The organism is Paenibacillus cookii, from assembly GCF_018333375.1.
Taxonomy (GTDB): domain Bacteria; phylum Bacillota; class Bacilli; order Paenibacillales; family Paenibacillaceae; genus Paenibacillus_AQ; species Paenibacillus_AQ cookii.
Window position 1 is genome coordinate 90,233 of the sequence record NZ_BORW01000019.1, and the last position, 13,301, is coordinate 103,533.

Sequence of the window (13,301 nt, forward strand, 5' to 3'; positions counted from 1 at the left end):
GCAAAGCCGGGAATAGCTTCCCGGCTTTGTTTTTGCCGATTAGGCCCAATTGCCGTTGACGAAAATCGGCTCTTCTTTCCCGTCGCGGGTGATGCCGGTAATGTTCATCTCCGGAGAACCCATCATAAAGTCGACGTGCGTGATGCTAGCGTTCATGCCGTGAGCCGCAAGCTCTTCGGCCGACATCGTTTTGCCGCCTTCCAGGTTGAAGGCGTAGGAGCTGCCGATCGCGAGGTGGCAGGACGCGTTTTCGTCGAACAAGGTCGTCAAAAACAAAATATTGCTTTGCGAAATCGGAGACTGGTACGGCACGAGCGCTACTTCGCCGAGATAATGGGATCCTTCGTCCATATTGATCAGACGCGCAAGCGTATCCTGTCCTTCTTCCGCCGTGAAATCCACGATTCTGCCGTTTTCGAACGTCAGCTTGAAGCGGTCAATGATGTTTCCTCCGTAGCTGAGCGGTTTGGTGCTGCTGACATATCCGTTTACGCCGGTTTTTAACGGAGCCGTGAATACTTCTTCGGTCGGAATGTTCGCGACGAACGGAGTCCCTTGTTCGTTTTCGCTGCCGGCTTGCGCCCAAATATGTCCTTCGGGAAGTTCGATCGTTAAATCGGTGCCCGGCGCGACGAAATGGAGCTTATGATATTTTTTGCCGTTGAGCTCATCCGATTTGGTTTGAAGCGTATCGATATGTTTCTGCCATGCGGCGACCGGATCTTCCTGGTCTGCCCGTACGGCATGGAATATGGCGTCCCACAGCTTTGCGACCGCTTCGTCGCCGGGGAGATCGGGGAACACTTTCGCGGCCCAGTCCGGAGAAGGGAAAGCGATGCCCGTCCAGCTCATTTTATCGGCCTGCTGGTACTGGCGGTATTTGGCCATGGCTTGGCCGAAGGTTCGCTGGTTGTTCGCGATGCGCTCCGGATCCACGCCTTTCAGCAGATCGGGATTGGCGGAAATGACGGTCAAAAATGCCGCGTTTTGCTCCGCCAGCTCAACCCATTCGCGCGCTTGCGCGGCAGGAGGGAGCAGGAAGGATTCATCCGGCGCCAGGTCGTATCTCAGCCGGGTGACCGCTTCGTCGGTATAATTGACTCTTACGAAATTGGCCCCCGCTTCATAAGCTTTTTTGACGATCAATCGGACAAGCTCGCGTGCCTCGATGTCGGCGCTGACGACCAAGGTCTGCCCAGGCTGCACGTTGGCCCCGATTTTGACCGCTAGTTCGGCATAGTTGTTCAGTTTTTGTTCAAACGTTAACATGGCGGAATCCTCCTTAAAGAACACAATCAGTGTGTTTGGGTTATTTTTCTATTGTAAATCAACCACAGGTCAAATAAAACCGAAACTTTGCCGCAGACGGAAGCATATACGCAAAATGGAGCCTTTCCCGCTTCTGCAGGAAAGACTCCAGCTGGCTCCAAGGTTGACATCGTATGCGTTTGGCATTGATGCGTTTTGGAGACAAGTATTAAAATGCCCAGTTTCCGTTTTTAAATACGGGTTCTTCTTTCCCGTCCGCCGTAATGCCGAAAATGTCCATTTCGCCCGAGCCGATCATAAAATCGACATGCGTCACGCTGGTGTTCAGCCCGCGTTCGCTAAGCTGCTCCTGCGTCATGTCTTTGCCGCCTTCGAGACAGAACGCGTACGCGCTGCCGATCGCCAAATGGTTGGATGCATTTTCGTCGAACAGCGTGTTGAAGTACAAAATGTTGGACTCGGAAATCGGAGACTGATGCGGCACGAGGGCAACCTCGCCCAAATAGTGCGAGCCTTCGTCCATTTCCACCAAGTGCTCGAGCACCTGTTGGCCTTCTTCGGCCTCCACCTTGACGATTCTTCCGTTTTCGAACGAAATGGTGAACTTATCGATGATGTTGCCGCCGTAGCTGAGCGGTTTCGTGCTGCTGACGTATCCGTTGACGCCGGTTTTCAGCGGAGCGGTAAACACTTCTTCGGTCGGCATGTTGGCCACGAAGCTGTGTCCCTTTTCGTTGAAGCTTTCTCCGGCGGCCCAAATATGGCCTTCCGGGAGCTCGATCGTCAGGTCGGTGCCCGGCGCTATGTAATGCAGTTTTTTATATTTCTTTTCGTTCAGGATTTTCGATTTTTCATCCAATGTTTTCAGATGTTCGGTCCATGCTTCCACGGGGTTGTCCTGGTCGACGCGAACCGTATGGAAAATGGCATCCCACAGCTTTTGCACGCGTTCTTCCTTCGGGGCGTCCGGGAACACTTTGTCGGCCCATTCCGGCGACGGAACCGCGATCAGGCACCAGCTGAATTTATCGGCTTGCTGGTAAGCGCGGTATTTGGTCATCGCTTGGCCTCTCGCTTTTTGGTTCGCCGCAATCCGCTCCTGTTTGATGCCCTTGAGCAAATCCGGATTTTCAGCGAGCACGTGCAGGATGGCTGCGCCTCTTTCCGCCAGTTCGGTCATTTCGCCCGCATACCATTTCGGCGCTTCGGAGAATACCTCATCAGCGGCATGCTCGTATTTGAGCCGCGTGATTTTTTCGTCGTTCCAGTTGACGCGGACTTCGCTGGCTCCCGCCTGATAAGCTTTTTCGGTGATCATGCGCACGAACTCCGCCGATTCGACCGGCGCATTTACCACGAGAATTTGTCCTTGCTGGACGTTGACGCCGACTCTGACGGCCAGATCGGCATATTTGTTCAAATTTTCTTGAAAGCTGGCCATATTTTGTCCCTCCAATATTGATCGTCTTCTCCCGCGATGCAGTCTGAACACCACTTTTTCGCTCCACCGGCTCAAGACGTCACCGACTCAAGCGATGGTTTTTCTATTGTACTAAATCGGATGACATATTGAAAATATGTTCGCGTTGGATGGAAAGAATACCGGACATGGTATACTATAGATACATGGAAAAGCAAAAAAGGAGAACAGATCTATGGAATACCAAATCATAAAAGCAGACATGGCGCAGGACGAAGAAAAACATTACCTCGGTCATGTGACGTTTACCCTCGCAGGTCACCAGTCGCAATACGAAATCACGCTGTTCAGCAAAAACGGCAAGGATTGGGATTACAGTCTGAACTTTGCGGGAGAGTCCGGGATCGAAGAGGAGTTTCTCAAGGCGGACGAGCTTCTTGAAGAAGATGACGACATGTTCGACGCGTTGGTCGATGCAGCGATGGAATCCATGGCGAAATAAGGAGTCGCTGCCTGCGCTCTTTCAAATTAGTCAAGGAAAGGATGGTTCGGCATGAATTACGATGATAACGTGGTCCGGCGCTTAAAGCGGCTCGAAGGTCAGATTCGCGGAGTGCTCGGCATGATGGAAGAAGGAAAAGACTGCAAGGATGTCGTCGCGCAGTTGTCCGCCGTCCGCAGCGCAACCGACAAAGCGATGGCATATATCGTTGCGACCAATCTGGAGCAGTGCATCCTCGAGGAGCGCGCCAAAGGTAACGACACCGGCGGGCTGGTTAAGGAAGCGGTGGAGCTTTTAATCAAAAGCCGATAGGAGAGGCGGCCTTACAAAGCAAAAACAAGGAGGGGTTCTATGGCTTTCTACATCTTGGCGCTTGTTGTTTTGCTCGTGGATCAAGGCTCAAAATGGTGGGTGCGCACCCATATGTTTGTCGGGGAACAGCGGAATGTCTTTATTCCGTACCTTCATTTTGAATATTATCAAAATAGCGGGGCCGCCTTCAGTTCGTTCCAAGGGTACGGCAAATGGTTTGCGTACCTGGCGATCGTGGTGGTGGGAGCCCTTATCTATTACCGCATTAAGGGAGCCATCCGCGGCATGGTGCTGGAACTGGCGGCCGGTTTTCTCGCCGGGGGAGCGCTCGGCAATGCCCTGGACCGTCTCATGTACGGCAAGGTGACCGATTTTCTCGTGTGGGGATCCCGTTCGGGCATCATGAACATCGCCGATCTGGCCATCAATGCCGGCGTGGTGTTGCTGATCTTCGGCATGCTGCTGCGCGGCTGGCAGGAGAAACGGAGCTATTCTTTCAAATAACGCAATATACGAATGGAAGAGGAAGAGACGAATGGAACAGGTCAAAAAATCGCAACTTGCCCAAATCATCAGGGAAAGACGATCGGTAAAAACCGGGTATAAGGACGATCCCGTTCCGCAGGAGCTGGTGCTCGAATTGCTGAACGACGCGGTCTATGCGCCGACCCACAAGCTTCGCGAGCCGTGGAGGTTCATCTTCGTACCGACCGATGCAAAGCCGTTTTTCGCGATCGAAATGGCTCAGCATTACCCGGACGAGATGTTCGAATACCGCGTCAAATATTTCAACGAACCTGCTGCTTATCTGATCGTCGTCATGACGGATGCCGAAAATGAAAAACAGCGGGACGAGGATTACGGGGCCGTCTGTTCGATGATCCAAAATTTTCAGCTTCTTGCCTGGGAGCGCGGGCTCGGATCGGTCTGGAAAACGAATCCGCACATTTACGATCCGAACGTCAAGGAAGCACTCGGGTTACAACCGGACGAAAAAATTGCCGGATTTCTGCATCTCGGATTTTTTCACGAGGCGCCGGAGGGACAACCGAGAACGCCTGCGGAAGAGAAATTCACGGTGTACAAGCCGAGGTTATGAGGTTGGCGGAGCTCCCGTTTCATCGGGAGTTTTTCTGTTTGCCGGTTAGCTGCCGAAGCGCTTCGGGCCATATGTGGGTACAATAGGATTAGATCATGGATACATAGAGCGGAGGGATTAAACTTGAAATCGAGATATTTGGCAGGGACCTCCCTGGCCGTCATGGGGGCGGGGTTTCTGATCACCTTGTTTTTGCCTCAAAATATAGCGGTTCGCTTATTGCAGGGAGGTTTTGAAGCCGGATTGGTCGGCGGTTTTGCCGACTGGTTTGCGGTCACGGCCTTATTCCGCCATCCGATGGGCATCCCGATTCCGCATACGTCCCTGCTGCTGAAAAACCGCAATAAAATCGTCAATTCGCTGATTTCGGCCCTTGAAACGGAACTGCTGAACAAGGAAAGCATTACGGGACGATTGCGGCAGATGAAGCTGTTTAAAGGGATTTCGTCGGGCCTATTGAAGCTGATCGCCAAAAAGGAAATCCGGCTGAAGGTCATTGATTCACTGAGCGAGGCCGTCCGGCAGCTGCCGGTGGACAAAATGACGCCTTCCGCGCAAAAGCTGCTGATCGATTTGGTGGGTAAGCAGGATTTATCGCCGATGCTTGAAGCGGCATCCAAGCAGGCTTTCCGCAGTCAGCTGGACGAAAAGGCTTTTAATTTCGTGTTGAATTTTGCAGGACGCTGGGTAAGCCGCCCCGAAAACGAATATATGCTGGGACAGCTGGCGCTAAGCAAGCTGCAGGAAGTCCAGTTGAGCGGGATGAAGGGATTTGCGCTGCAGGCGATGCTGGGATTCATGAGCGAAGAGAAGCTTGGCAACATTCTGAAAAACCTGATTCAGTCCACGTTGCATGAATTGGCGCACGAAAGCAGCCCGGTCCGCCAGCGCATTTTGACGGAGGTGCGGCAGCAGGTGACCGGTTTTGCGGAAAATCCGGAAGTCGCCGAGCGCCTTAAAATATTGATCAGCGATAAAATTGCGGCTCCCGGCACCGAGGAATGGATGCTGCGAAAGCTCGAAGAAATCCGGGATCGCGTGCTTGCGGCTTTGGAGCAGGAACGTGAAAACGGAGGACGCGGCATCGTTAAGCTCTATCGCTGGACAGCGAACATGCTCCGGGACAAGGAAGACATGATGGCCCGCTGGGAGCAAGGGACGTTATCCCTGATCGTGAAGGCGGTCGAAGCCAACTATTACCGGATCGGTCTGCTGGTGCGCGAAAACCTCGATCAGCTCGACGATCAGTCGCTGGTGAAGATGCTTGAAGAGAAAGTAGGCAGCGATTTGCAGTGGATTCGGGTCAACGGGGCGATTTGCGGCTTTTTGATCGGTCTCGTATTAACGGTCGTTCACATGCTGATTGCCTGACCATGGGAAAAAGCGATATACGGAGAGGAGTATGAATGATGAAAAAAAATCGCCTGGGATCATCGGATTTGTACGTTAGCGAAATCGGACTGGGCTGCATGTCGCTTGGGACGGAGGAAAAACCGGCGGAACGCCTGATCCACGCGGCGCTGGAACGGGGAATCAATTTTTTGGACACGGCGGATTTGTATGATGCGGGCCGGAACGAGGAAATCGTGGGCAAAGCATTAAAAGGCCGCCGGGGCGACGTCGTGCTCGCGACCAAAGTGGGCAACCGGCGCATTCCCGGCAAGGAAGGCTGGAGCTGGGATCCTTCGAAAGCTTACATCAAAACGGCGGTAAAGGACAGCTTGCGCCGGCTGCAGACCGATTACATCGACCTGTATCAGCTGCACGGCGGCACGTTGGACGACCCGATCGATGAGACGATCGAGGCGTTCGAAGAATTGAAGCAGGAAGGCGTCATCCGTTATTACGGCATTTCCTCGATCCGTCCGAACGTGATCCGCGAATACGTCCAACGTTCGAACATCGTGTCGGTTATGAGCCAGTACAGCATCTTGGACCGCAGACCGGAGGAAGAAGTGCTGCCGCTGCTTGCGGAGCACGGCATCAGCGTCGTTGCCCGCGGCCCCGTAGCCTCCGGCGTGCTGGCGGAAACGGGCGAAGGAAAAGCCGGCAAAGGATATCTGGATTACGGGCCGGAAGAACTGCTGGACATCCGCCGCAAGCTGGAGGCGTTCATCCGTCCGGATCGCACCATGTCGCAGACCGCCATCCGTTATTCGCTAGGCCATCCGGCGGTAGCCGCGGCCATTCCGGGAGCCAGCTCGCTGGACCAGCTCATTCACAATGCGGATTCGGCCGCTGCGCCGGTATTAAGTCCGGAGGAGTTGGAGCAAATCCGCGGGATCAGCCGCCCGAACGTATATACGGCACATCGTTAACCCGGGATATGAATAAGAAACCGTTCCTGTATTCGCTGGAGAACAGGGACGGTTTCTTTTGTTGCCGGGAGTCCCAATAGCGCTTATTTTTGCGCAAGCTTGAGGACGCGCAGCAGGTCGGCTTTTTGTTTGGTCAACTCGTCGTAAAACTGTCCGTCCACGATGCGGTCGATAAATAACACGCCGTCCAGATGATCGATTTCATGCTGTATGCAGCGGGCGAGATAACCATGACCCTCGATCACAACCGATTCGCCCGTCCGGGTCAGCGTTTTGACTTTGACGTAATCGGCCCGTTTTACGATCCCGGCATAACCGGGGTAAGAGAGGCAGGCCTCCGGACCGATTTGCTCACCGCTTGATTCGAGGATCTCCGGATTGATCAATTCGACCAGCCCTTCCCCGCAATCCATGACGACCATTCGGCGCAAAACGCCGATTTGCGGAGCGGCCAGGCCAGCGCGTCCGTCTTCCGCGTACAGCGTATCCACCAAATCATCCAGGATCCGCAGCATTTTCGGGGTCAGCTGTTCGACCGGCTTGGCTTTTTTCCGGAGCACCGGATCTCCAAAAGGAAGTATTTCTCTTTCTGCCACTTTGATGAACCTCCCGATGTTAAATTAAGCTCCTTGCATGTTCGTAGGCGTATGAACCCATAAATCACCGGTCGTACACTCCAAAGCCGTGCAGAGCGCATCCAACGTTTCGGCTTTCATTTGTTTGGGCTGTCCGCGCAGCAATGCGCTGATGGAAGGAGGGGAGAGCTCATATCCGGCTTTTTCCTTCAGCAATCTTGCCAATTCGGCGCCCGACCAAATGCCCTTTTGGGCCATAACCTGCCGAAGCATCCACACAAGCATCCATGTCATCCCCTTTCACAAAGCGATTTTTTAGGTGCTGCCTAAATAAATGATCTGCCACCTAATTTACCACGATAGAATCCAACAAGCAACCATCTGAAATCATTTGACGTCAAGGAACAATAGGCTTTTAATGTTAACACGTTGTGAACACGAACCTATGTCAGGAAACGGCGCGTTTTGTGTGCAGCGGGCGGTTTGTGCGGTGAGGGAGGACAAGCCATCTGGATCGATAAGCTGGTCCGAAAGAGGCCGGCTTATCTCCTTCTGGATTTTGAGTGTGTTATGTTATACTGTTGGTAACACGAAATTAAGCGCTCCAGTATGACAGAAGAAACGATTATGACAGGAGTGAAATGATATCGAAAAACAGCGATCGATTCAAGCTGATGTTGAAGCCAATCCGGAGATCCAATCCCTGATTGAGCAGAGCAGAATGGAATATAAATCCGGCAAAGCCCAGAATACGTCGGAAATACGGAAATATTTTGCAAATCTTAAATCGGAAGGTTGGTGTTTTAACCATGTCTTTGCCCAAAAAGATGGATCAAAAAACGGCTAATGAACTTCGTTCCATCTTGACGAAGATGAATATTACGCAAAGCAAAGTGAAAATCAATTTGGATAACCAAACGATTGAAGTCGAGGATGACTATTCCATTGATGACATACTTGAGTCGGCCGGGGTTTTAACACCGGAACAAGCTAAACAGTTGGCTGATGAAGTCAAGAAAATGCGCGAGGAAGAGTGGAATTAAATGGATGGTTATTTACTCGATACCAATATCGCCATTGCACTGCTGGCTGGTGAGCATGCCGCGTTGGATTTTGTTCGGCAAGCCAGTGACGATCGGATGTCGATTTATTTCTCCGTCATTACGGAGTGCGAAGTGTTTAGCGGGCTGGAATCCGCTTATCGTTTGCAAGGAATCAAGCTGTTTAATTCACGAAGATGTATTGAGGTAAGTTCCAGTGTTGCCCGACTTGCCGGGGACATACGCAGGGAACAAAAGTCGAAAGGACGGAAGCTTAAAACTCCGGACGCAATTATTATTGCAACTTCTATTGAGCACCAGCTTGGTCTTGTATCAAGGGACCACGATATGAGCTTTGTTCGGGAAGCATTCGGTTTGCCGCTGTTTACCATTTAGCCTACCCATTGTAATTCCAACCGAGATACAGTGGGTTTGTTTATATACTCGGAATACTTAAAAGGAGAACAGACGATCATGCTTTATAGATGCAGAATCGAACTGAATGAGATTGCCCCGAAGATTTGGCGGGAGTTTCAATTTCATCCGGACGTGACGTTTCATCAGCTTCACAAAATCATCCAATCGGTCATGGGTTGGGAAAATTACCATTTATACGAGTTTCATGTGAAAGAAAAGGTGATCGGTCTGCCCGATCCGACATTCGAGCATATAGAAGACCGCGAGGTGCTGAATGCACGGAGGGAAATCGTTCAGAAGCATGTTCACGAAGAAAACACCGTATTTACATACGTGTATGATTTTGGAGATGATTGGCAGCACACGGTTACGTTGATCAAAATCGACGCATCGACATCCGACCCGGCACCCTTGTGTCTAGATGGTGCCCGCGGCTGTCCGCAGGAAGATGTGGGAGGCGTGTGGGGGCATCAGCATATGCTGGAAGTACTGCTTACTCCCAATCATCCGGAGCGGGATCATTTTATAGGCTGGGTTCGAGAAGGATATGATCCCGAACATTTCTCCTGCGAAGAAGTGAATCAGGAGCTTGAGCGGCAGAAGGACAAGCTGATCCCCAAGTCACTGGTTAAGCGGCCGGTAGGGAAAAAGCCTGTGAAGCTGACGAAGTCTGCTCTGAATAAGCATCTGAAGCAGCTAAATAGCGACCAGCTTATCGATTTGGTGAAGGCTTGTTATGGCGCCAGCAAAGATATGGAGAAGTTTCTTGCTGTAAGAATACTGGGCGATGAAGCAGTAGAGTCTCTCTTTCAAGAGTATTGCAAGAAGGTTGAGAAAGAGTTTTTCCCTGAGCGGGGATTTGGCAAGCTGAGACTCCAGGAAGCGAAACATGCGATTTCGGAATTCGAGAGATTGACTGGAAATTCCAGGTACGCCCTGGAATTGAAGCTGGTCTACGTTGAAAATGGAGTTGATTTCACCCTAAGCTACGGGGATATTGATGAACGCTTCTACTACAGCATGGTGTCCATGTATGCCGATATCATTGATCAAGTAAATGAAGATGAAACAGCCGAGTTGTTCGACGAATTCGAGGAACGTCTCGAAGCCGTTGTTTCGAAAACAGAAGGGATCGGCTGGGGTTTTCATGACAATTTGGCTAATCTGCACGCTCAAATAAGATGGATTTAGGTGGGGAACTTAATGCGCGGCAGGAAGAAAAATAAGCGGACCGGTCAGAAAGCGGAATTCACGGGGCTGTTGGAGCAAGACGAGAATTTCTATTTTATCGCCGGATATACGGATGGAGGCTTCCCGTATGGAATCACGTGGGAGGAATATGAGGCGGAACAACGCGGCGAGTTGATCAAAGCGACAGTAGCTGAGGGAGAACCTATGAAAGAATTGAAATTGACCAAGCAGCAGTTTCAGGAGATTGTGGATGCATACGACATGTACGTAGAAGGAATAGAGTCCTTCCTGAATATCGAAACTGGAGATGTTGTCATGTTGCGAACGTTTGACCGGGATGAAGAGGACGAAGAATTAAGCGAGGTCATTGAAGAAGGCTTTAATGAAATTTATTTTCGGATACCGAAACGGGAGTCGGATGAAGGATATACCGACATGGTTGATTTTGCGGAAACGGTTGAAGATAAAAAGCTGCAATCCACTTTGATGCACATATTAAGCGGCGGCAAGAGAATATTCCGAAGATTCAAGGATGCGTTATCTTCCGACAGCGAGCAGTTAGAGCGGTATTACCAGTTTGTTGAAGAGCAGAATCGCAAACGTGTTTCTGATTGGTTCGAATCCATTGAAGTGAAGTTGATTCTCGAGTAATAAAGAAATGTTTGGGCAGGGGATACCGGTGAAACGTTCTTCAAGACAGACGATGATTAAGCTGTATGCTCAAGCGGTCATTTCGGAACTTCAACAATTAGGTTATCCCAATGATCAAGCTAAAGCAGTCTTTTTTCGACACTATCGAGACATGAAACGCTTATTTGGTCTTGAGCAGAATGTATGCGATTTTGCAAAGATGATTGATGAATTTGAACGTGCCATGCAGAAGAAGCATGACCCGAGTGATCCCAATTCAATTGCTGTTGGCCATCTAAACCACTTGGCTAAAACATACATCCTTAAGCATAAAAGCAACAAATGAGCAGGATTATTTTCCAAATGGCAACCGATATACGACCTGTGTCGCTGTCACCATTTCTAAAAGATGAATATGTAGACGCTGCGGCAGACCAACATATTCCCTTCTTTACCACGGTGCGATCTTATCAGGTGTTCATCGACTATTGGAATTCCAAGATGGAAAGAAGCATCCAAAGGGGGTGGTCCTCTTGAATTTATCCGATTTTTCCAGATACATAGATCCTGCAGTTGTACACAGAGGGAAGGAATACGCGTCCGAAGGACGGGTAATTTCCTTGAAGTCCATTGCCGATGAAAAGTACACTGCGGTTGTGCGCGGGTACGAGGATTATGAGGTTTATGTAAGGCTAGACAACGAGAACAACATAATGGAATCGGAATGCGATTGTCCGTACGATTTCGGGCCGGTATGCAAGCATCAAGTCGCCGTATTCCTCGAGCTTAAGAATAGAGAAGCAGACGGGGCATCTTCACCGGAGCCTTCTCTCCGGCAACTGTTGGAAGCAGAGAGCAAGGAGAAATTAATCGAATTGCTGCTCTCGATTGCATCGGATTCATATACCGCGGAAGAGCGCATTAGAATTCATTTGTCGAAAAGGGGCGCGGATCAGGAGTTGGACGCCTGCCGACGGTTGATTCGATCCTACATTGACACATATTCGGATGATCATGGCTTTGTGTCTTGGCGGAACGTAAGCCGCGCGGTGGAAGGTGCGAAGATCGTCGCTGAAAAGGCTCTCGCCGCCTTCGATGAAGGGGGATGGTTGCACGGGCTGGCGATTCTGTTTTGCATCATCGAAGAGATGATTGAATTATTGCAGTCCGCCGACGATTCGGACGGTGGAGTCGGGATCGTGATCGAAAGCTGTCTGGAATCGATCTTCAAGCTGGTTCAGGATCGCCATCATATTCCGGCGGAAGAACGCATGAAGATTTTCCGTCGGTTGTTGGAGGAGATACATCAACCTTATTATGACGGGTGGCCGGATTGGCAGCTCGCGCTCCTCGAGGCGGCGGGCGCGCTGATCGAGTCGGAAGAGATGCAACATCAATGGGATGATGCGGCGGATTCGCTCCTGGGTCATATGTCCGGGAGCAATTGGTCGAAGAGGTACGCAGACGAGCGGGTGGCTGTGCTCCGATATGGTCAAATATTGGAACGTTCAGATGAAGAACAGGCGAAAGCTTATTTGTATAGACATCTGCATTTCCCGGAAATCCGGGAGATTGCGATTCGTGCGGCGCTTGAGCAAGGCGATGCCGAGGAAGCGATCCGATTGGCGGAGGCCGGGGAAGCTCAAGATCAGGAGCTGCTGGGGCTCGTCTATCGCTGGAAGAAATATCGGTATGAGGCATACCATCGCACAGGACAAGTCGAACAGCAGCGGAAACTCGGGATGGAGCTGATCATGAACGGAGAATATGATTATTACCGGTCTGTGAAGGATACATTTTCGGATGAGGGAGAATGGTCCTTGTATCTGCAAGATATGTTAGATCAATTGGAGCAGAGCCCGAGGGGAGAGCATACGTATACCCAAATCCTGGTGGAAGAGGAGATGTTCGCACGGCTTTTGGAACATGTCCGCAAGGCACCTTACCGAATTGAATCGTTCTATGAGCAATTGCTTCCGCATTACCCGGAGGAGGTGAAGGCGCTTTTCGTGGCATATATCGAATTCCGGGCGGATCAATCCAGAGACAGGCGAGATTACGCCGATGTTTGCCGGATCATTCGAATGCTTCAACAGGTTGGCGGACGGAAAGAAGCGTTCACCGTCACACAAAAATTGTTAACCAGGTTTCCGCGAAGACCGGCTTTCCGGGAGGAGCTGGGGAAGATCCGTTTTTGAACTTTATAATGGAATAAGAAGTCACGCGGTTTGTGCACAGCGGATTTTTTTGTGATGAGGGTGGACAAACCGGTATGCGAAACCTGTAATTTTGATCATAATCGAATATGTTATAATAATCCTGAATTTCGAAAGCCCATAATGGTGGCCAGTTTGTAGCAGGATTAGTAGGCAACAACTGTAATAAACAGGGAAATACCCAGTGGATTACGCGACGATTCTGAAAAGAGGGTAGTCTTTCCCCCTCCCCATAAGACAGGGCTAAACGGTTTCCATGTTAATTTGTGGTAAACGTCATTCTAAGGCAGCGACTTTGGCGGCGATACGTTG

The 13,301-nt window shown here is 50.7% G+C and carries 15 protein-coding genes and 2 pseudogenes; 13 read left to right on the top strand and 4 right to left on the bottom strand.

Translation table 11 applies throughout. The features are described from left to right. Positions 1-39: 39 nt before the first annotated feature. Complete coding sequence (locus KI367_RS16935; RefSeq protein WP_212951074.1) at positions 40-1,269, bottom strand: aminopeptidase; 1,230 nt, start codon at positions 1,267-1,269, stop codon at positions 40-42. A gap of 208 nt (positions 1,270-1,477) precedes the next feature. After that, positions 1,478-2,710 (bottom strand): aminopeptidase, encoded by a 1,233-nt coding sequence (locus KI367_RS16940; RefSeq protein WP_212951076.1) that lies wholly within the window; start codon positions 2,708-2,710, stop codon positions 1,478-1,480. Positions 2,711-2,924: 214 nt separating this feature from the next. Between KI367_RS16940 and KI367_RS16945 the strand changes: the two genes are divergently transcribed. The 6 genes and pseudogenes from KI367_RS16945 to KI367_RS16970 all read left to right on the top strand — a co-directional run bounded on the left by KI367_RS16945 (position 2,925) and on the right by KI367_RS16970 (position 6,920). Then, a complete protein-coding gene (locus KI367_RS16945; protein ID WP_036712111.1) occupies positions 2,925-3,191 on the top strand; it encodes a hypothetical protein in 267 nt (88 codons plus the stop codon). Positions 3,192-3,242: 51 nt separating this feature from the next. Continuing rightward, positions 3,243-3,503 carry a metal-sensitive transcriptional regulator gene (locus KI367_RS16950; RefSeq protein ID WP_036712113.1) on the top strand — a complete coding sequence of 87 codons (261 nt, stop codon included), beginning with the start codon at positions 3,243-3,245 and terminating at the stop codon, positions 3,501-3,503. A gap of 36 nt (positions 3,504-3,539) precedes the next feature. Next, a pseudogene (gene lspA, locus KI367_RS16955) lies at positions 3,540-4,007 on the top strand (signal peptidase II); the annotation flags it as partial. A 31-nt stretch (positions 4,008-4,038) separates the two neighbouring features. After that, a complete protein-coding gene (locus tag KI367_RS16960) occupies positions 4,039-4,602 on the top strand; it encodes a nitroreductase family protein (protein WP_036712114.1) in 564 nt (187 codons plus the stop codon). Positions 4,603-4,725: 123 nt separating this feature from the next. Then, the gene (locus tag KI367_RS16965; protein WP_036712117.1) at positions 4,726-5,973 is read left to right on the top strand and encodes a DUF445 domain-containing protein; all 1,248 of its coding nucleotides are present in this window, start codon (positions 4,726-4,728) and stop codon (positions 5,971-5,973) included. A 38-nt stretch (positions 5,974-6,011) separates the two neighbouring features. Continuing rightward, a complete protein-coding gene (locus tag KI367_RS16970) occupies positions 6,012-6,920 on the top strand; it encodes an aldo/keto reductase (protein WP_212951079.1) in 909 nt (302 codons plus the stop codon). 83 nt (positions 6,921-7,003) lie between these two features. On the opposite strand, the gene def is transcribed toward KI367_RS16970, so the two are convergent. Together def and KI367_RS16980 are read right to left on the bottom strand one after the other, a co-directional pair. After that, on the bottom strand, positions 7,004-7,516 hold the full coding sequence (gene def, locus KI367_RS16975; RefSeq protein ID WP_036712120.1) for a peptide deformylase: 513 nt from the start codon (positions 7,514-7,516) through the stop codon (positions 7,004-7,006). A gap of 24 nt (positions 7,517-7,540) precedes the next feature. Next, a complete protein-coding gene (locus KI367_RS16980) occupies positions 7,541-7,780 on the bottom strand; it encodes a helix-turn-helix domain-containing protein (protein ID WP_036712122.1) in 240 nt (79 codons plus the stop codon). 422 nt (positions 7,781-8,202) lie between these two features. On the opposite strand from KI367_RS16980, the gene KI367_RS16985 reads away from it, so the two are divergent. The 7 genes and pseudogenes from KI367_RS16985 to KI367_RS17010 all read left to right on the top strand — a co-directional run bounded on the left by KI367_RS16985 (position 8,203) and on the right by KI367_RS17010 (position 12,971). Further along, complete coding sequence (locus tag KI367_RS16985; RefSeq protein WP_230191323.1) at positions 8,203-8,538, top strand: hypothetical protein; 336 nt, start codon at positions 8,203-8,205, stop codon at positions 8,536-8,538. Continuing rightward, positions 8,539-8,931, top strand: a complete 393-nt coding sequence (locus KI367_RS16990; RefSeq protein ID WP_036712124.1) for a type II toxin-antitoxin system VapC family toxin — start codon at positions 8,539-8,541, stop codon at positions 8,929-8,931. Positions 8,932-9,009: 78 nt separating this feature from the next. Continuing rightward, complete coding sequence (locus KI367_RS16995; RefSeq protein WP_019537554.1) at positions 9,010-10,143, top strand: DUF6155 family protein; 1,134 nt, start codon at positions 9,010-9,012, stop codon at positions 10,141-10,143. Positions 10,144-10,155: 12 nt separating this feature from the next. Continuing rightward, positions 10,156-10,794, top strand: coding sequence for a UPF0158 family protein (locus KI367_RS17000; RefSeq protein WP_212951081.1), 639 nt, complete (start codon positions 10,156-10,158; stop codon positions 10,792-10,794). Positions 10,795-10,822: 28 nt separating this feature from the next. Next, on the top strand, positions 10,823-11,119 hold the full coding sequence (locus KI367_RS17005) for a nucleotide exchange factor GrpE (RefSeq protein WP_157179516.1): 297 nt from the start codon (positions 10,823-10,825) through the stop codon (positions 11,117-11,119). Between the two features lie 310 nt (positions 11,120-11,429). Then, positions 11,430-11,549, top strand: a pseudogene (locus KI367_RS27465) (SWIM zinc finger family protein); the annotation flags it as partial. A gap of 246 nt (positions 11,550-11,795) precedes the next feature. Then, positions 11,796-12,971 (top strand): hypothetical protein, encoded by a 1,176-nt coding sequence (locus tag KI367_RS17010; RefSeq protein ID WP_246537033.1) that lies wholly within the window; start codon positions 11,796-11,798, stop codon positions 12,969-12,971. Positions 12,972-13,301: the final 330 nt, after the last annotated feature.